The 17951-nt window shown below is 60.7% G+C and carries 14 protein-coding genes; 3 read left to right on the forward strand and 11 right to left on the reverse strand.

Annotated features, from left to right (window positions below):
• The first annotated feature begins 85 nt into the window (after positions 1 to 85).
• Positions 86 to 976 carry a site-specific integrase gene (locus QRN61_RS15915; RefSeq protein WP_027611947.1) on the forward strand — a complete coding sequence of 297 codons (891 nt, stop codon included), beginning with the start codon at positions 86 to 88 and terminating at the stop codon, positions 974 to 976.
• Here QRN61_RS15915 and QRN61_RS15920 read toward each other — a convergent pair whose 3' ends face one another.
• The 6 genes from QRN61_RS15920 to pmrG all read right to left on the reverse strand — a co-directional run bounded on the left by QRN61_RS15920 (position 977) and on the right by pmrG (position 8902).
• On the reverse strand, positions 977 to 2035 hold the full coding sequence (locus tag QRN61_RS15920; protein WP_150370546.1) for an ABC transporter ATP-binding protein: 1059 nt from the start codon (positions 2033 to 2035) through the stop codon (positions 977 to 979).
• Positions 2032 to 3627, reverse strand: a complete 1596-nt coding sequence (locus QRN61_RS15925) for an ABC transporter permease (RefSeq protein WP_285374140.1) — start codon at positions 3625 to 3627, stop codon at positions 2032 to 2034. The genes QRN61_RS15920 and QRN61_RS15925 overlap by 4 nt, the downstream gene beginning before the upstream one ends.
• A 3-nt stretch (positions 3628 to 3630) precedes the next feature.
• A complete protein-coding gene (locus QRN61_RS15930; RefSeq protein ID WP_285374141.1) occupies positions 3631 to 4644 on the reverse strand; it encodes an iron ABC transporter substrate-binding protein in 1014 nt (337 codons plus the stop codon).
• 186 nt (positions 4645 to 4830) lie between these two features.
• Entirely contained in the window at positions 4831 to 6348 is a 1518-nt protein-coding gene (locus QRN61_RS15935; protein ID WP_285374142.1) for an ArnT family glycosyltransferase, read from the reverse strand.
• Complete coding sequence (arnT, locus tag QRN61_RS15940; RefSeq protein ID WP_285374143.1) at positions 6345 to 8066, reverse strand: lipid IV(A) 4-amino-4-deoxy-L-arabinosyltransferase; 1722 nt, start codon at positions 8064 to 8066, stop codon at positions 6345 to 6347. The genes QRN61_RS15935 and arnT overlap by 4 nt, the downstream gene beginning before the upstream one ends.
• Positions 8067 to 8359: 293 nt before the next feature.
• Positions 8360 to 8902, reverse strand: a complete 543-nt coding sequence (pmrG, locus tag QRN61_RS15945; RefSeq protein WP_285374144.1) for a lipopolysaccharide core heptose(II)-phosphate phosphatase PmrG — start codon at positions 8900 to 8902, stop codon at positions 8360 to 8362.
• A 451-nt stretch (positions 8903 to 9353) separates the two neighbouring features.
• On the opposite strand from pmrG, the gene QRN61_RS15950 reads away from it, so the two are divergent.
• Positions 9354 to 10664 carry a sensor histidine kinase gene (locus tag QRN61_RS15950; RefSeq protein ID WP_285374145.1) on the forward strand — a complete coding sequence of 437 codons (1311 nt, stop codon included), beginning with the start codon at positions 9354 to 9356 and terminating at the stop codon, positions 10662 to 10664.
• Here the strand turns inward: QRN61_RS15950 and QRN61_RS15955 are convergent.
• From QRN61_RS15955 to QRN61_RS15975, 5 genes are all read right to left on the reverse strand, one after another.
• Positions 10622 to 11173, reverse strand: coding sequence for a PqiC family protein (locus tag QRN61_RS15955; protein ID WP_285374146.1), 552 nt, complete (start codon positions 11171 to 11173; stop codon positions 10622 to 10624). The two genes, QRN61_RS15950 and QRN61_RS15955, sit on opposite strands and share 43 nt — an antisense overlap.
• Positions 11174 to 11189: 16 nt before the next feature.
• Entirely contained in the window at positions 11190 to 12845 is a 1656-nt protein-coding gene (locus tag QRN61_RS15960; RefSeq protein ID WP_285374147.1) for a PqiB family protein, read from the reverse strand.
• Positions 12846 to 12963: 118 nt separating this feature from the next.
• Entirely contained in the window at positions 12964 to 14265 is a 1302-nt protein-coding gene (locus tag QRN61_RS15965; protein ID WP_285374148.1) for an NAD(P)/FAD-dependent oxidoreductase, read from the reverse strand.
• Positions 14262 to 15350 carry a polyamine ABC transporter substrate-binding protein gene (locus QRN61_RS15970; RefSeq protein WP_115989802.1) on the reverse strand — a complete coding sequence of 363 codons (1089 nt, stop codon included), beginning with the start codon at positions 15348 to 15350 and terminating at the stop codon, positions 14262 to 14264. Before QRN61_RS15970 ends, QRN61_RS15965 begins: the two co-directional genes overlap by 4 nt.
• Before the next feature lie 156 nt (positions 15351 to 15506).
• The gene (locus QRN61_RS15975; protein WP_027611935.1) at positions 15507 to 16865 is read right to left on the reverse strand and encodes a glutamine synthetase family protein; all 1359 of its coding nucleotides are present in this window, start codon (positions 16863 to 16865) and stop codon (positions 15507 to 15509) included.
• Between the two features lie 161 nt (positions 16866 to 17026).
• Between QRN61_RS15975 and QRN61_RS15980 the strand changes: the two genes are divergently transcribed.
• On the forward strand, positions 17027 to 17923 hold the full coding sequence (locus QRN61_RS15980; protein ID WP_285374149.1) for a helix-turn-helix domain-containing protein: 897 nt from the start codon (positions 17027 to 17029) through the stop codon (positions 17921 to 17923).
• The last annotated feature ends 28 nt before the right edge of the window (positions 17924 to 17951 follow it).

The raw sequence follows: 17951 nt of genomic DNA on the forward strand, positions 1-17951 counted from the left end.
TTGTAGTGCTGTACGTTTTTTACTCAAGGTTTAACGTTTGATTGATTTAGTTGCTGCAACCCCCGACGCTCCAAAAACCAACCCGATGAGCCTGTACCTCGCGCGTTTGGCGCCCTCCAGCCAACTGACCATGCGCTATGTGCTGCAAGATGCGGCCGATCGCCTGGGCTTTGAAGACATGAATGTCGAAGAGATTCCCTGGCATGCCTTGCAACCGGAAGATGTTGTAGCGCTGGTCGCTGCATTACGCGCAGACAACTACGCACCGAACACTTCTTCGTTGTATGTGAATGCGGTGCGCGGGGTGATGAATGAGGCCTGGCGCATGAGTCTGATCAGCCAGGAACATCTTTTGAAGATGCGCTCGGTCAAGGGCATCGCCGGCACGCGGCTGTCTCAGGGGCGCAATCTCAAGCGCACGCTGATTCACGAATTGATGGAAGTCTGCGCCGCCGACCCACGCCCGCAGGGCCTGCGTGATGCAGCAATCATCGCGCTGCTGTACGGCACCGGTATGCGCAAGTCGGAATCGGTGGATCTGGACCTGAATCAGGTCGACTTCAGCGAGCGCAGCCTGTGCGTCACCGCCAAGGGCAACAAGCAGTTGATCAAGTACGCGCCGGCATGGGCGTTCAGCAAGCTCGACGCGTGGCTCGAACTGCGCCGTTCACAGCTCAAGGAAGGCGAGAGCGACGATGCCTTCCTGTTCAACCGCATTCGCCGTGGCAGCCACATCACCCGCGAGCGCATCACCAAGCATGCGATCTACTACATCGCTCGCCAGCGCGGCACGCAGGTCGGGGTGAAGATCATGCCCCACGATTTCCGTCGCTCGTTCATCACTCGGGTGATCGAGGAGCACGACCTGTCGATCGCGCAGAAACTGGCGCATCACAGCAACATCCAGACCACCGCCAACTACGATGTGCGCGATGACAACGAGCGGCGGCGGGCGGTGGATCGCTTCGATCTCTGATCAGTTCAGGCCAAACACATGCGCCGCACCGAGTACCGACAGCTGCACCGCGCTGCCGGCGGGCGGCGCGTGCATGCCGGAGCTGCGCACCAGAATCGAACGGGGCGGATCCTGAGTCGCGGATGAGCTCAGTTCAACCGTCAGGGTGCAGGTGTTGCCGGCAAAATCGCGGTCGGTGACCAGCGCAGGGCAGCTTTGACCGTCAGACGCCACCTCGGCGATCTGCAATTGTTCAGGACGCAGCATGATCTGTGCAGCGCCGCTGAAGCCGTTGCTGTTCACCGCCACCGAACCCAGATCGCAATGCGCCCAACCCGCCTCGATTCGCGCGGGCAGGACCACCGCTTCGCCGAGAAAGTGCGCGGTCTGTTCATCCTCCGGATAGCGGTAGAGATCCATCGGATGCCCGGACTGCACCAGCCGGCCGCTGCGCATCACCGCCAATTGATCGGCAAACGACAACGCTTCACTCTGGTCGTGGGTCACCAGGATGGTAGTGACGCCGGCGTCTTCGAGCAGGCGTGCGACCATTTTGCGCATGGCACTGCGCAAACCGGTGTCGAGGGCGGAAAACGGCTCGTCCAGCAGCATCAGCCGTGGCTGTTGCGCCAGTGCACGGGCCAGCGAGACCCGCTGTTGCTGGCCACCGGACAATTCGTGGGGCCAACGGTTGGCCATGTTGGCGTCGAGGGCGACGCTGTCCATCAACTCAAGGATGCGCTGGGTGCGGGCCGCACCGGTCAGGGCCAGGCCGAAACCGATGTTCGCCGCCACCGTCATGTGCGGGAATAACGCGCCGTCCTGCGGGACGTAGCCGATCTGCCGTTGATAGGCCGGCACTGCGTGGCTGCGGTCGACCAGCGTCTGGCCGTTGAGCGTAATGCTGCCGCTGTCGGGAAACTCGAAGCCGGCGATCATCCGCAACAGCGTGGTCTTGCCGGAACCGGAGGGGCCGACGATCACCGTGCGGCTGCCGGTCGGCACGTTGAGGCTGACGTCGTCGAGCGCCTTCTGCGCGCCGAAGGTTTTACTGAGGTTGAGCAGTTCGAGAGCGTTCATCGGCCAGCGGTACGCCTGGATTGGTGATAGAGAATGGCCGTCAGCGGCAGTGAAAGCAGGATCATCAAGAACGCGTAGGGCGCGGCGGCGGCGTAATCGATTTCGCTGGTCATCGCCCAGAAACCGGTGGCGAGGGTGCGTGTGCCGTTGGGCGCGAGCAGCAGGGTTGCGGTCAGTTCATTGGTGATTGCCAGGAACACCAGTGCCGCACCTGCCGCCGCGCCGGGGGCCGCCAGGCGTACGGTGATCAGCCACAATGCGCGTATCGGCGAGCGGCCAAGGCTTTGCGCGATGTTTTCCAGCTCGACCGGGGCCTGTGCGAAACCGGCGCGCAGGCTGACCAGCGCCCGGGGCAGGAACATCAGCAGATAGGCCAAGAGCACCGTGATGGTGGTCTGGTAGATCGGCCGGGCGAAATGGATGGTCACGGTGACCAACGCCAGCGCAACGACAATGCCGGGCAGGGAGCTGGTGATGTAGTTGCAGCCTTCCAGCAAGCGCTGCAGTTTGCCCGGCGAGCGGATCGACAGCCACGCGATGGGAATCGCCGCGACACTGGTCAGCAATGCGCCGGCCACTCCGTAAGACAAGGTTTGCAGCAGCGCCGGCAGCAACTCGTCACCTTGCCAGACCTGCACACCACCGGCCACCAGCCAGCGGCACAGCGTGAGCAACGGCACACCGAGCGCGAGCAGGCAGGTCAAGGTTTGCAGCAATAAAGCCAGGGTTGTCACGCCTCGGCCCAGTTGCACGCTGCGCTGGTCCCGGGCGCTGCCGGAACCGACTCGCGCATAGCGGGCGTTGCCACGTGCGGCAGATTCGGCGGTGAGCATCGCCAGACAGCACAGCGCCAGAACGCCAGCGAGCATGTTGGCCGCCGGGCCGTTAAACGTCGATTTGAACTGATCGAAGATCGCCGTGGTGAAGGTGTCGAAACGGATCATCGCGTACAAGCCGTACTCGGCCAGCAAATGCAGACCGACCAACAACGCGCCACCGCAGATTGCCAGGCGCAATTGCGGCAACACCACCCGAAAGAACACCGCCCACGGCTTGAGTCCCAAGGATTGCGCGACGTCTTCAATCGCCGGATCGAGACGGCGCAAGGTCGCGGCAATCGGCAAATACAGAAACGGGAAATAGGCGATCACCGACACCAGCACACCGGCCGGCAGACCGTGGATCGACGGAATCAGGCTGACCCACGCATAACTGTGGACGAACGCCGGCACGGCCAGCGGAGCCACCGCCAGCACTGACCACAGGCGTCGGCCGGGCAGGTTGCTGCGTTCGGTCAGCCAGGCCAGGGTGGTTCCGAGCAGGATGCACAGCGGCAGGGTGATCAGCACCAGCAGCACGGTGTTGATCAGCAATTCGCCGACCCGCGGGCGAAAGATCAGGGCTTCGATGGTCGCCCAGCCGGTGTACCACGCCACGCCGATCACGAACGCAATCGGCAGCAGGGACAACAACGACACCAGCACCGCCGAGCTCACCACCCACGAACTGCCACGCCCGGCCAGCGTGCGGGGCGGGTGAAGGAGGCTGGCGGCGGCCGTCGCAACGGCCGGTGCAGGCAAGGTTTCGGGCATCACTCAGAGCAATCCGGCCTGGGTCATCAACTCGACGGCTTTTTTGCTGTCGAGGGTCGACGCATCGACTTTCGGCGCGTCGAGGGTTTTCAGCGGAGTCAGCTTCGGATTGGACGGCGCGTCTTTACCCACGGCGTATTCGAAGGAGGTGCCGGTTTCGAGAACTTCCTGACCTTCCTTGCTGGTGATGTATTTGACGAACTTCTGCGCTTCATCCTGATGCTTGCTCGAGGCCAGCACGCCAGCGCCGGAGGTGCTGACGAACGCGCCCGGATCCTGATGTTTGAAGTAGTACAGCTTGGTGTTTTTGCTGTTTTCGCCGGTCTTGGACTGATCAACGAAGCTGTAATAGTGATAGATCACGCCGCTGTCGATCTGTCCGGCGTTCACCGCTTTGAGCACCGCACTGTTGCCGCGATAGATCGTGGCGTTGGTCTTCATGCCCTTGAGCCATTCCAGGGTGGCAGCTTCACCTTTCTGTTGCAGGACGGCGGCGACGATCGCCTGGAAGTCCGCGCCAGCCGGGGAGGCGGCCCAACGGCCTTTCCAGGCCGGGGTGGCGAGGTCGAGCAGGGATTTGGGCAAGTCCTTTTCAGTCAGTTTGCTTGGGTTGTAGACGAACACGGTGGAGCGGGCGGCGATGCCGACCCAATTGCCGTGGGCCGGACGGTAGGCGGAATCGACTTGCTCAAGGGTTGTCGGCGCCAACGGGGCGAACAGTTTGGCGTTGTCCACCAGCACCATCGCCGGCGAGTTCTCGGTGAGGAATACGTCTGCCGGCGAGGCGGCGCCTTCCTGCACGAGCTGGTTGCCCATCTCGGTGTCATCGCCGTTGCGAATGGTCACCGGAATGCCGGTTTCCTCGGTGAAGCCGGCCACCCAGGACTTGGTCAGCGTTTCATGCTGCGCGTTGTAGACCACCAGACCCACCGAATCGGCGGCAAAAGCCTGCCCGGTGCCGAGCAACGCAGTGGCCAGCAATGCGCGCTTGAAGAAGGATGGAAGGCGTGGATTCATTCGGGCAGCTCCTGTTTTCAGACGTTATGAGCAAACCCTCGCAGGAAACAATGCGAACGATTTGCAAGTGTCGAGTCGCGGCAATGTAGGGTGGCAAATGAGAAAAAAACGTCAAAGAAGCCGTTAATACTTGTCATTGCCATTCAAATTTACCGCGACTCTCTCCTTTTGTCTTAACGTCATTGCTCAGGAGTGGGGAATGTAAGCCACGCTCTGGTCTGCGCGTCCGTGGAATACCTGTTCGCCACGGGTCGGGGTGGTGGTGATGACCTGATGATCAGCCTTCAGCGCATCGAGTGGCACGGCGTCACCGGAACGGTATTGCGCCACGAAGATCGTGCGTTGCGGATCCCAGTGTTCGCCGCTGGTGCGTTGCAGCCAGGCGATCAGCGTCGCTGTGTCGCCATTGTGCGGGAAGTCCTCGATCGTTTCCGGCACGTAGTAGAACGGTGCACCACCGGTTTGCAGATACATCGGTACTTTGTTGTCGACCTCGATCATGACCATGCGCCATTGATTCAACGGTGCCTGCTGACTGGCCTGTTCGCGTACCTGTTCGCCGAAGCGGATGACACCGCCGCCGCTGTTGGTCCACGGGTAGAGCACACCCAGTACCGCAGCGAGCAACACAGTAGTGACAGCGAAGCCGATCTTCAGCCCACGGCCTTCGCTGTTGCGGGCGGCCATGCGCCGGGTCACCCACCAGGCACCCAGCAATTGCGCGAAGGGCACCAGCGGCAACACGTAATAGCTGCGGCGACTGCCACTGGCGGTGAAGAACAGCATCAGCAGCGCGAGCCCTTGAATCAGCCAGCGGGTATCCGGTTCGATGTGCTTCCAGTTGCGCGCGGCCACCCACAAGGCGATCAACCAGCACGGTGCCCAGGGCAGGGTGTAAACCGGCAGGTAGATCAAGTAGGTGTAAATCGGCCCGAACTGATCGAACGGCTGGAAAAACCGCACGACGTTTTCACGCAGCACCAGGCCGAGGCCGCTCTGTTCGTAGTTGGGCGCACCGTAGAGGTGAGACAACAGGAACGGCGTCATGTAAAACGCGCCGGCGATCAAGAGCGCGCCGAACAGTCGCAGGTTCAGGTGACGTTTCCAGCGGTGTTCGCTGAGCAGGTGCGGCAGCAGCACCAGCCCCGGCAGGATGAAACCGATCAGGCCTTTGAACAGCGAGGTCAGCGACAGCAAGCCGAAAAACACCACATAGCGCCAGAAGCGGGTGTCATCCGGGCCGCGCCAGTACCACCAGACGGCCGCCAGCACGCCGCAGACGGTGAGAATGTCGGCGGTGGCGACTCGCGCCCAGAACACGAAATAGAAGGTGGTCGCCAGCATCCAGCCGGCGATCAGCCCGGTGCCTTTGCGGAAAAGTTGCTCGCCGAGCAGGTACACCAGCCACACGCTGAACCACGCGGAAATCACCGATGACAGGCGCAACGACCAATGCCCCAGTCCGCCGGTGAACCAGGAGGTCGCGGTGATCAGCCAGTACGACAGCAGCGGTTTGTCGTAATAAGGACTGCCCTTGAGATAGGGGTCGAAATAATCGCCGCTTTGCAGCATCTGCAAGGCGATGTTGGCCCAGCGGGTTTCCGGCCCCCACAGCTCGCGACTGCCCAGGCCGAGCAATAACAGCAGGGCAGTCGCCGTCAGCAGGAGCAGCAACGCGCCCCGGTCTTTTTTGTCTGCGGTCATGGTTTGCTCTGGGCAAAGATAAAGATTTCCAGGTTGCCGCGCCGGAAGTGCTGACCATCGATCGGCAGCAGCTCCAGTTGTTGCTCGTCAGAGGTGCTGTTGACGCGCATCACCACGCCCACCGAGCCTTTTTTGCGCGCTGCGGTCATCCATTCGCCTACGCCGTCGAGGCTGACCTTGCGTGACGCCATGGCCGGGTCATCGAGGCCGTACTTGAGCTCGCCAACGGTGTTGAACAGGTCGACTTGCGGGCGGCGCAAACGCCATGACAATGCGGAAGCGGCTCCCAGGTCGTTACTCAGCAACGAGCTGGTTTCGCTCAGTTGCTGCTGATGTTCGGCAATGAACTGATCCGGCATCTTGCTGTTGACGATGGTCGCCGGCATCGCGGCCGGCAGCAATGCGACGAGCAGGCCGATGCCCAACGCCGGCATTGCCCACAGCGTCAGCGGGCGCAAGGCTTGCAGCGATCCGGCAATCAGCCAGCCGAGCAGCACGATATAGCCCAGCGACAGGCTGAACATTTCGGTGTGTTCGTAAATTTCACGGGTCGCTTGCAGATAGATCAGCGCGACCAGAGCGGCAATGGCCAGCACCACGTTGACCACACCGTTGATGCGCAAGACACGGCCGTTCTGGCGTTCGAGCCAGCCCATCAGAGTGTGCCCCATCAGCAAGGCCAAGGGCAGCAGGCACGGCATGATGTAGGTCGGCAATTTGCCGCTGCTCGCGCTGAAAAAAGCCAGCGGCAGCAGGAACCACAAGGCGAGGAAGGCGATTTTCGGATCACGCTTTTCGCGCCAGGTACGCAGCAGCGTCGAAGGCAACAGCAGTGCCCACGGCAAGGTGGCCGCAAACAGCAGCGGCAGGTAGAACCACCATGGTCGTGCGTGCTGTGCGTCTTCACCGGCGGCGAAGCGGCGGATGTGTTCGTGCCAGAAGAAGAACCGCCAGAAATCCGGTTCACGCGCATGCACGGCCAGTGCCCATGGCACGCTGACCAGCGCGGCCACCGCCACGGCAACCAGTCCATAACGCACCAGTTCACCGAAGCGCCGTTGCCAGATCATGTAGGGCAGGGCGATCAGCACCGGCAGCATCAGGGCGAGGAAACCTTTGGTCATCAGGCCCATGCCGCAGGCAAATCCCAACAAAGCCCAGCCGCCCAGACGCGCGCGCGGGGTGCTGCTGTCGATGGCAAACCAGATCGCCACCAGACTCAGGTTGACCCACAAGGTGAACTGCGGATCGAGGTTGGCATAGCCGGCTTGTCCTGCGATCAGGCCGAAGCTCATATAAAGGAGGGCGCACGCGGCGCTGATTCGCGGGTTGTTCCACAGGCGCCGGGCCAACAGGTAGGCCAGCCACACGCTAACCCCGGAGCTGAGTGCCGAGGCGATGCGCACGCCGAACAGGTTTTCACCGAAAATCGCCTGGCCGATAGCGATCATCCAGTAGCCGGCAATCGGTTTTTCGAAGTAGCGAATGCCCATGAAGTGCGGCGCCACCCAGTTGCCGCTCTGCAGCATTTCCTGGCTGATCTGCCCATAACGGGTTTCATCGGGAATCCACAGACCGTGAGTCATCAGCGGCAGCAGATAAAACACCACGAATGCCAGCACCAGACCGGGTATCGCAAAGCGTTCGATCAGGGAGCTCTGGTGGAGGCGCGGCAAATTCAGCGCTGCATGGTGCAGCGATTTGTTCTCAGACGTCATGACTGGACCTTGGTGCAGTACAAAGTGTGCGTTTCAGTGACGGCCCGGCAATTTCCGTAGCAGGCGCGGCACTGGGTTGAATGAATGCAGAGGCGAGCACGGCCGATGGGCGTGTCCTGCATTCAGAGAACGGGTCTGCTTCCAGCGTTAAGTTCTCCTCGAGAAGACAAGCTTTAAAATTAATTTTTTCCAGTTCGGGAAAGTAAAAAACATTTCTTATTACAAATTTCATACACGCCAATACCTGTGCCAGAGCATTGGCCGAGCCGTTTGTTCTCGACTAAGTTTGATGATTACTTGGCCAATCGTTGCCAGCCTTCGGGATTCATGAGGCCAATTACTTCAAGTTTTCCTTGCGCATCTATCCGGGCCAAAACAGTGCTGCCATATTCGGCGGCGACCGCGCGCGGGTAACCGGTCTGCCGTTCGAAATCGGCAATGCAGCCGCTGTGGGTTACCAGAATCATGTTCTGTCCCGGGGTCTTGTGCGCCACCAATTCATTGCGCATCGTCGGGCCACAGGTTTCCAGCCATTCCGCCGCCACGGCATCGTGGCCGAGCATGTAATGCGCAGTCTGCAGGGTGCGCGTCAACGGGCTGCTGAAGAACTGGGTCTTTTCCAGGCCCAGTTGCGTAAAGCCACGGCCTACCTGGGCTGCAGCAATGCTGCCAGCCTGGGTGATACCGTCTGCCGGCCCCAGACAGGGATTGGTCGAGCGGTCGCAACGTTCGGTGTGGCGAACCAGTGCGACGACCTCACCGGCCTGCCAGGCCTTCACCCATTCCTGGGTAGCCGACGCACTCGCATAGCGCAGGTTGGCGGGCGAACGTTGCATCCAGACGAAGCCGCAAATCAGTGTAATCAACAGCAAACCGACAGCAATGATTGCCCAGGTGCGCGGACGAGACAGATCCCATCGCCTGGACGCTGATTGTACGTGTACTAATTCAACCACGACGTTGCCCCTTGTCATTCCCGAGTTCCACTCAGTACACGCGCAGTGCAACGTAAGCTCCAGGAGGTTAGTTACTTTACGGTGGTCTACTTGAATGGCTGCTGAACACTACGTTCAGAGTCGTGGCGGAGCAGTGAAGAACATGTGAAAAATTTGCGAGGTCCGGCGTGTGTTAACTAAAACGGCTATTTGATAAACAAACTCAAATACCCGTTTTGTTTGCTTTAAACACTTAACAACAACGCCGGGCAAGGCGAAGCTGCGAATATTGGTCAACGTCTTCGCGCCGCCCCTTGCAGCCCTGACATCAGCCCTGGAGTCATTGAACCGGATGGACCTCAAGCAAAGCCTCGCCAATCGGATTGTGATTGTGTTCGCCTTGATGAGCGCGGTGGTGGCCGGTGTCTTCGCGATGGGCATTGTGGCCACGGTGCATGTCGTCGAGCACAAGCTGACCATGACCGCCCTCAGCGGTGGACTGCGCCGGTTGTTGGCGATGGACGACATCAATCAATGGCGCCACGAGCCGGAAAAGAGTGAGCTGTTTTTTTTCGAGAACGGTCCGGGGCCCATGGCACTGACGCCGCAATTGGCAGCACTGCCCCAGGGGTTTCAGGAGATCACCTTCAACGGTGACGATTTCTACGCGATGGTCGAGGCGGTCGGTGGCCGCAAATATGTGCTGTTGCGCAATCAGGAAAGCTTCGAACAGCGTGAACACCTGCTGTTCGTGGTGGTGATAGTCGGGTTCATCCTCAGTGTCATGCTGGCCGTCGCGCTCGGCAGGTTGTTGGCGCGGCAGGTCATGGCGCCGGTGATTCGCCTGGCAGGGCAGGTGCGGCATCGTGATCAGTTGATCGCGTTGGCGCCGGCCCTGCATCCGGACTACGCCGATGATGAAGTAGGGGAGCTGGCCCTGTCTTTCGACCAGACACTCGGCCGGTTACGCGAAACCCTGAATCGGGAAAAGCTCTTCACCAGCGACGTCAGCCACGAACTGCGCACACCGTTGATGATTCTGGCCAGCTCCTGCGAGCTGTTGCTGGCCAACCCTTCGCTGGATCCGCGTTCCACTCAGCAGGTCAAACGCATTGCCCGGGCCAGCGCTGAAATGCGCCAACTGGTCGAAACCTTCTTGATGCTGGCGCGCAAGCCGGAAGAGCTTGGCACCGAATCCACTTGCACACTCAAATCGATCGCCGACGCCCAGGTGGAAATCTGGGGGCGACTGATTCGTGAAAAGGGTCTGGAATTCATCTACGAGCCGCAACTGGCGGGCACCACGCGTTATGACCTGACGTTCTTGCAGTCGGTCATGGGCAATCTGTTGCGCAACGCCTGGCACTACACCGATCAGGGCTTTGTAAGGTTGACCCTGCTCAAGGACAGCTTCGTGGTCGAGGACAGCGGCATCGGTATTCCGGAGGAGAAACGTCACGCGATGTTCCAGCCATTCGTGCGCGGTGACGAGCAGCGCGGTGAAGGCCTTGGGTTGGGATTGTCGCTGGTGCAGCGGATCTGCAGCCATCAGCGCTGGCAGGTTCAGTTGGTGACTCGCGAACCCAACGGCTGCCGCTTCACCGTCACGCTGTCGGCGGCTCAGGAGGCCGACGGGCAGACGCGAGAATTACCCGCCGCTTGATTGATCAATGCAGCCAGGCGTTTGACGTTGTTCTGTTGCGCGGCCACCAGGTCGTCGATGCTCGGGCCGGACGGAGTTTGCAAGGTTGAATGGCAGGTCAGCAGAGCATTGTCCGCCGCACCGCTGGGACGCAGGCGCCATTTGACGTCGATCAGTCCGTACTGGCCGGGGATCGAGTCGAAACGCTGCACATCGATGCGCACCGAGACGTTGCCGCGACTGCCGGTATTGCTCAGTTGATCGTTCAAGGCACTGCGCAGCTCATCCGCCAGACTCGCTCCCCACCACTGGGTTTCCAGAATCGCCAGGCCATTGTTGCCCTGACGGATGACGATTTGCGGGCGGTCAACTTGCGGCGGCACGCTGATCCCCTCGATCGGAATCTGCGCGCCCGAGCGGGACGCCGGCAGTTGCACCGGGGTCAGGGTGTGAAAGTTGATCGGCTCGCTGCGGCAGGCGCCCAGCAGCATGAACGCAGCGAGCACGGTGATCTTCAGCGGTAAAGCCATGGGGGAGCTCCTGTGCTCAATTGCGCGGCGGTCCTTTCAGATCCAGCGGCGCCGCGTTGTCGGGACGACCGCGAATCAGCGATTCCGGATGGCGACCGAGATAATCCGACAGCTCACGCAGCGAACGCGACATGCGCCCGAGTTCGTCGAGGGTCTCGGTGAGTTTCTCGCGCTGTGGCGAATCTTCGGCCAGGGTCGAGCTGGCGGACTGCAAGGTCTTGCTGACGTCGGCCAGGGTGGTCTGCACGCTTGGCAGGGTTTTCGCGTTGAACTGGGTCAGGCCTTTGCGCAGCTCGACGAGGTTGCTGTCGAGGTTGCCGGCAATCCGTTCGACCGGCAGTTTGTTGAGCTTGTCGACCACCGCTTCGAGTTTTTCCTGCAACTGTTCGAGGCTGCCGGGCACGGTTGGCAAGACCACCGGCCGAGCCGTCGCGTCGAACGCAACTTTCTCGGCTTTCGGGAAGAAGTCCAGCGCAATGTACAACTGCCCGGTCAGCAGGTTGCCGCTGCGGGCTTGGGCGCGCAGACCATTGTCGACGAAGGTGCCGAGCAAACGAATGCCGGCGGCTTCGTCGTCGGGGTCATGCTTGAATTCGGTGAGCATTTTCTTGTAGGCCTGACCGAGGCGCTGCGGGTAAATGACGATGCCGACGTTCAGCGGGAAGCTGCGTTTCTTCGCGTCGAAATCGAGATTGATGCCGACCACCCGGCCAATTTCCATGCCGAGAAATTCCACCGGCGCATCGACCTTGAGCCCGCGCAAGGACTGCTCGAAACGCAGCACCATGTATTGCGCCTTGCCGTTGGGCGGGGCGAGGGCGGCCTGCTGATCGGCGAACAGTTCGAAATCCTTGTCGTCGGCGGCGGCAACGTCGTTGGGGCTGTAATCCGGGGCGCGGAAGGCAATGCCGCCGACCAGCATGGTCGATAGCGATTCGGTTTTCACCGCAAAGCCGTTGGCGCCGACATTGATGTCGATACCGCTGGCGTTCCAGAACCGGGTGTTTTCGGTGACGAACGCGTCGTTCGGCGAATGGATGAACACCTCTATGTCCACGCCTTTGCCCTCGGGATTGAGGGTGTAAGTAACCACCTGACCGACCGGAATCTTGCGGTAGTAAACCGGCGAACCAATGTCCAGCGAGCCGAGATCCGGCGCGTGCAGCATGAAGCGCTTGCCTGGTTCGCCGTAGGTGATCGGCGGTGGATTTTCCAGGCCCTTGAAGTGTTTGGCGCGGCTGTCGGACTGGCCGATGTCGGCGCCGATGTAGTCGCCGGAGAGCAGGGTGTCGATGCCCGACACACCACCAGCGCCGATGCGCGGGCGCACGACCCAGAAGTGTGAGTCTTCGCGGGTAAAGGTTTCGGCCTGCTTGGCCAGTTTGATCGTGGCGTCGACGCTCTTCTGATCGCCGCTCAACTCGACGTCAGTCACCTGACCGATCACCACATTGCGGTATTTGACCTCGGTCTTGTTGGCGGTCAGGCCGCTGCCGGTCTTGAAGTTGACGACGATGGTCGGGCCTTCCTGCATCAGGTTGTGCACCACCAGCGAAATACCGACCAGCACCGCGACGATCGGCACGATCCACACCAGTGAAATACCGAAGCGACGCGTCTTGATCGGCGCTTGGCCCGGTGCTCGTGGCTCATCGGCGGCTGACGACTTCATCCATGTCCTCCTCGGTTTGGTGGATGCTGAGCGTCAGGAACGCAAAAGCACTTCATCAATATAGAAGTGCTTGGCGATAGAGCAAATAAGCGAGGAGATGGTTACGTGGTAGATGCGCTCAGCCGAGGATTTCACGCAGGCGATACCAGAACATGCCCAGTGCCAGCAGCGGCGAACGCAAGGCCGGGCCGCCGGGGAAGGTCATGTGCGGTACCGCGCTGAACACGTCCATGCCCTGACTGTGGCCGGCGTGAATCGCTTCGCCCAGCAGCTTGGCGCACCAGTGCGTGACGTTGAGGCCGTGCCCGGAGTAACCCTGAGCGTAGAACACGTTCGGCTGCTGCTTGAGCCGGCCGACCTGCGGGAAACGGTTGGCGGTGATGCCGATCTTGCCACCCCATTGATAGTCGATGCGCACGTCCGCCAGTTGCGGGAAGACCTTGAGCATCTTCGGGCGCATGTAGGCGGCGATATCCGCCGGATCGCGCCCGGAATAATGACAGGCGCCGCCGAACAGCAGGCGTCGATCCGCCGAGAGCCGGTAGTAATCGAGGCCGACTTTCTGGTCGCACAACGCGAGGTTGTGCGGGATCAATTGCGCGGCACGCTCCTCGGACAGCGGCTCGGTGGCGATGATGTAACTGCCGGCGGGCAGGACCTTGCCGCTGAGTTGCTGTTCGAGTTCATCCAGATGCGCGTTGCAACCGAGCACCATACTGCCGGCGCGAACGCTGCCGGTGGCGCAGCGCACTTCAACGGTTTCGCCATGAATGATCTGCAGCACCGGGCTTTGCTCGAAGATTCGCACACCGAGGGACGCCGCCAGACGCGCTTCGCCTTGCACCAGATCCAGCGGGTGCAGATGACCGGACCCCATGTCGATCAGACCACCCGCGTAGCCGTCGGCGTTGACCACTTGCTGACGGACCTGCTCCGGGCCGACCAGACGGGTTTCATGTCGATAGCCAAGTTCGCCAAGGCTGACTTGCTCCTCCTTGAACGCAGCGAATTGCGCCGGAGTGTTGGCCAGCTCGCAGAAGCCCCAGCGCAGGTCGCACTCGATGGCGTTCTCGGTGATGCGCTGGCGCACCAGTTCCACCGAGTCGATCCCGGCGCGCTGCAAGTAACGCACGCCGTCATTGCCGACATAGCGGGCAAAGCTTTCGACCTCGTGACCGATGCCGCGAATCAACTGACCGCCGTTGCGCCCGCTGGCGCCCCAGCCAATGCGTCGGGCTTCAATCAACACCACCGACAGCCCGCGCTGCGCCAGTTCAATCGCGGTGTTGACCCCGGTGAAGCCGCCGCCGATCACGCAGACATCGGCGCTGAGATCACCGTCGAGTGCCGGCCAGGGCGTACTGGCCCGGGCCGAAGCTGCGTAATAGGAGCGGGCGTGTTCTTTGCTGTACTGATTCATTTGTTCGACTTCACTTTGCTCCAGGACCGGGTCATCAGACGCATGATCGACTGGGGCGGGGTAGAGGAGATGTAGAGCTTGTCCAGCACCGCCTGGGACGGGTAGACCTCGGGATTGTTCACCAGCGCCTGATCCATGTACTGCTTGGCGGCCGGGTTCGGGTTGGCGTAACCGACCGAAGCGCTGACCTTGGCAATCACTTGCGGATCGAGCAGGTAATTGATGAAGGCGTGGGCTTCCTTGGTGTTGCTGGCGTCGGCCGGGATCGCCAGCAAATCGAACCACAGGTTGGCGCCTTCCTTCGGAATCGCGTAAGCGATATTCACCCCGTTCTTGGCTTCCTTGGCGCGGTTGGCCGCCTGGAATACGTCGCCGGAGTAACCGAAGGCTACGCAGATATCGCCATTGGCCAGATCGGAAACGTATTTCGAGGAGTGGAAATAGGTGATGTACGGGCGAATGCTCAGCAGTTTCGCTTCGGCCTTTTTATAGTCTTCCGGGTTTTCGCTGCGTGGGTCCATGCCCATGTAGTTGAGGATCGCCGGAAACACTTCGTCCGCCGAGTCCATCATCGACACGCCACACTGGGTGAGTTTCTTCAGGTTTTCCGGCTCGAACAGCACGGCCCAGGAATCGATGTGATCGATGCCGAGCACAGCCTTGACCTTGTCGACGTTGTAGCCGATGCCGTTGGTGCCCCACAGGTAGGGGACCGAATGCTGGTTGCCCGGGTCGTTCTTTTCGAGTAGTTCAAGCAGCTTGGGATCGAGATTCTTCCAGTTTGGTAGCTGCTCGCGATCGAGTTTGAGGAACGCCCCGGCCTTCACCTGACGCGCGAGGAAGTGGTTGGACGGCACCACCACGTCGTAGCCGGTACGGCCGGCGAGCAGCTTGCCCTCCAGGGTTTCATTGGAGTCGAAAACGTCGTAGATCACCTTGATCCCGGTCTTGGCCTGGAAGTCGGCGAGGGTGGTTTCACCGATGTAGTCGGTCCAGTTGTAGACGCTGACCTGTGGCTGGGCCAGGGCTGCGGTGCTGCACAACAGCGCCAGTACGGCGGGAACCATGGATTTCAATAGACGCATATCGACACCTCTTGGAATTATTGGAGTTTTTCGGGTGAGCACGCCCCCTTGTGGGAGCTGGCTTGCCAGCGATAGCGGTGGGTCAGTCGATAGTGATGTCGACTGTGCCGACGTAATCGCTGGCAAGCCAGCTCCCACAGGGTTTGTGGGTGTTGGTCAGACGCTCAGCAGCAGGAACTCGCGCTCCCAGGAGCTGATCACGCGCTTGAAGTTTTCATGCTCGGCGCGTTTGACTGCGACGTAGCCGCGCACGAACTTGTTGCCCAGGTAACGCGCAACGGTGTCGCACTCTTCCATTTGCGTCAGCGCGTCTTCGATGGTGATCGGCAGGCGCAGGTTACGGCGTTCGTAGGCGCGGCCCTCGACGGCGGCACTCGGTTCGATGCCTTCGACCATGCCGATGTAGCCACACAGCAGGCTCGCGGCGATCGCCAGATACGGGTTGGCATCGGCGCCCGGGAGGCGGTTTTCCACGCGCATGGATTCCGGCCCGGAGGTCGGCACACGCAGGCCGACGGTGCGGTTTTCTTCGCCCCACTCGACGTTGACCGGTGCCGAAGTGTCCGGCAGGAAGCGGCGGAACGAGTTCACGTTCGGCGCGAACATCGGCAGCACTTTCGGGATGTACTTCTGCAGGCCGCCGATGTGATGGCGGAACAGCTCGCTCATTGTGCCGTCGGCATTGGCGAAGATCGGCTTGCCGGTGGCGATCTCCACGACGCTCTGGTGCAGGTGCATGGCGCTGCCGGGTTCGTCGCCAATCGGCTTGGCCATGAACGTGGCAGTGACGTTGTGCTTGAGCGCCGCTTCGCGCAGGGTGCGTTTGAACACGGTGATCTGGTCGGCCAGATCCAGTGCGTCGCCGTGACGGAAGTTGATTTCCATCTGGGCCGGGCCGTCTTCGTGGATCAGTGTGTCCAGATCCAGACCTTGCAGCTCGCACCAGTCGTAGACGTCTTCGAACAGCGGATCGAATTCGTTGGCGGCATCGATCGAGAACGATTGCCGACCGCTTTCAGCACGGCCCGAACGGCCCAGCGGCGCCTTGAGTGGCAGGTCCGGGTCTTCGCAGCGCTGGGTCAGGTAGAACTCCATTTCCGGCGCCACGATCGGCTTCCAGCCCTTGTCGGTGTACAGCTGCAGAACTTTCTTCAGCACGTTGCGCGGCGACAGTTCGATCGGGTTGCCGAACTTGTCGAAGGTGTCGTGGATGACGATGGCGGTCGGCTCGATCGCCCATGGAATCACATACACGGCGTCGCTCACCGGTTTGCAGACCATGTCGATGTCGGCCGGGTCGAGCAGGTCGTAGTAGATGTCGTCGTCGACAAAATCCCCGGTTACCGTTTGCAGCAGCACACTTTCCGGCAGGCGCATGCCTCGCTCATGCAGGAACTTGTTGGTCGGTGCGATCTTGCCGCGGGCGATGCCGGTCAGGTCGCTGACCACACATTCAACTTCGGTAATCTTGTGATCTTTCAGCCACGTGAACAGCTGATCGAAAGGGGCATTCATAAAGACCTCGTTATTGGTTTTATAGACGCCGGGGAGGGCGGGTTTCATCTTCCGCCCCTTCCCCTGTGGCGCGTTGACGACTATCTTGGGCGTGCCTTGCCGTTCCATCTATCCACTTTAAGCAGCACCAAAGCGCACCAAAAGAGTGCGCAAGGTCTCCCATGACAACGTGTAATCCGCTTCAGGTTCAGGCTTTCAATACCGCTGATGTCAGCGAACAGATCCGCGCCACGCCGGGTTGGGTCCAGCATTACCAGCAGATGTCTCCCGGACATTTCGCCGGGCAGATCCGCTATCTGGACCTGGAGGGTGTGCAGGTCTACGAAGAACAGATGAACACCCGCGTCGAGCAGACATTCAGCGCGCCGTCGGGTGCCTTGGCGTTCTGTTTCGATCGCAGCGATAACGCGCTGTATCTGCTCAACGAAGACAGCCGCAACATCTGGATCACCCCGGAGAACTACCAGGAAATCGCCGTGGTGTTCGGCCCGGAATTCGTCCGTCAGCACGGTCTGGATGTGGCGAGACTCGAAGGATTGTTCATGGCGCCGCTTAACTGCGGGCAGAACGCCTTGTTCAGTCGCTGGTTAAGCTCAACTCTCACGAAGTTGTCGCAAGCTATTGATCCGTTTGATAAAGACTCACTGACTCAGCAGTTACTCGAAGACTGCCTGTTCATCCTCGATAACGCACACACCCGTCTTGATCGCGGCGGATTACAGCGGCGTAGCGAAGAACGGATGATCATGAAGCGAGTAGGGGAGTGGGCGGCGGATTCGCCGGAAGACACCGTCAATCTGCTCGAACTGTCGAAGGTCGCAGGGGTGCCGTTGCGGCAATTACAGCAGGCGTTCAAGGCCTACACCGGGATGACCCCGAGTCACTGGCTACGCCTGCGTCGACTGAACAGTGCACACCGCGAATTGCTCAGGCGCCGGCCCACGGAAACCACTGTGGCCGAGGTGGCGATGCACTGGTCGTTCTGGCATCTGGGGCGTTTTTCCAGCAGTTATCGGGCACTGTTCAAAGAGCTGCCGAGCGAGACGCTGAAACGCTAGAGATTGCCGTCACGGGCAAAAAGATCTT

This window comes from Pseudomonas sp. lyk4-TYG-107 (assembly GCF_030209055.1).
In the GTDB taxonomy this organism is placed as follows: Bacteria; Pseudomonadota; Gammaproteobacteria; order Pseudomonadales; family Pseudomonadaceae; genus Aquipseudomonas; species Aquipseudomonas putida_A.

Excerpts from the sequence above, each read along its gene's own strand:
- QRN61_RS15930 (WP_285374141.1), bottom strand. The coding sequence starts at position 4,644 with ATGAATCCACGCCTTCCATCCTTCTTCAAGCGCGCATTGCTGGCCACT.
- pmrG (WP_285374144.1), bottom strand. The coding sequence starts at position 8,902 with ATGCAACGTTCGCCCGCCAACCTGCGCTATGCGAGTGCGTCGGCTACC.
- QRN61_RS15975 (WP_027611935.1), bottom strand. The coding sequence starts at position 16,865 with ATGAATGCCCCTTTCGATCAGCTGTTCACGTGGCTGAAAGATCACAAG.
- QRN61_RS15920 (WP_150370546.1), bottom strand. The coding sequence starts at position 2,035 with ATGAACGCTCTCGAACTGCTCAACCTCAGTAAAACCTTCGGCGCGCAG.
- QRN61_RS15965 (WP_285374148.1), bottom strand. The coding sequence starts at position 14,265 with ATGAATCAGTACAGCAAAGAACACGCCCGCTCCTATTACGCAGCTTCG.
- QRN61_RS15915 (WP_027611947.1), top strand. The coding sequence starts at position 86 with ATGAGCCTGTACCTCGCGCGTTTGGCGCCCTCCAGCCAACTGACCATG.
- QRN61_RS15960 (WP_285374147.1), bottom strand. The coding sequence starts at position 12,845 with ATGAAGTCGTCAGCCGCCGATGAGCCACGAGCACCGGGCCAAGCGCCG.
- QRN61_RS15970 (WP_115989802.1), bottom strand. The coding sequence starts at position 15,350 with ATGCGTCTATTGAAATCCATGGTTCCCGCCGTACTGGCGCTGTTGTGC.
- QRN61_RS15950 (WP_285374145.1), top strand. The coding sequence starts at position 9,354 with ATGGACCTCAAGCAAAGCCTCGCCAATCGGATTGTGATTGTGTTCGCC.
- QRN61_RS15925 (WP_285374140.1), bottom strand. The coding sequence starts at position 3,627 with ATGCCCGAAACCTTGCCTGCACCGGCCGTTGCGACGGCCGCCGCCAGC.
- arnT (WP_285374143.1), bottom strand. The coding sequence starts at position 8,066 with ATGACGTCTGAGAACAAATCGCTGCACCATGCAGCGCTGAATTTGCCG.
- QRN61_RS15980 (WP_285374149.1), top strand. The coding sequence starts at position 17,027 with ATGACAACGTGTAATCCGCTTCAGGTTCAGGCTTTCAATACCGCTGAT.
- QRN61_RS15955 (WP_285374146.1), bottom strand. The coding sequence starts at position 11,173 with ATGGCTTTACCGCTGAAGATCACCGTGCTCGCTGCGTTCATGCTGCTG.
- QRN61_RS15935 (WP_285374142.1), bottom strand. The coding sequence starts at position 6,348 with ATGACCGCAGACAAAAAAGACCGGGGCGCGTTGCTGCTCCTGCTGACG.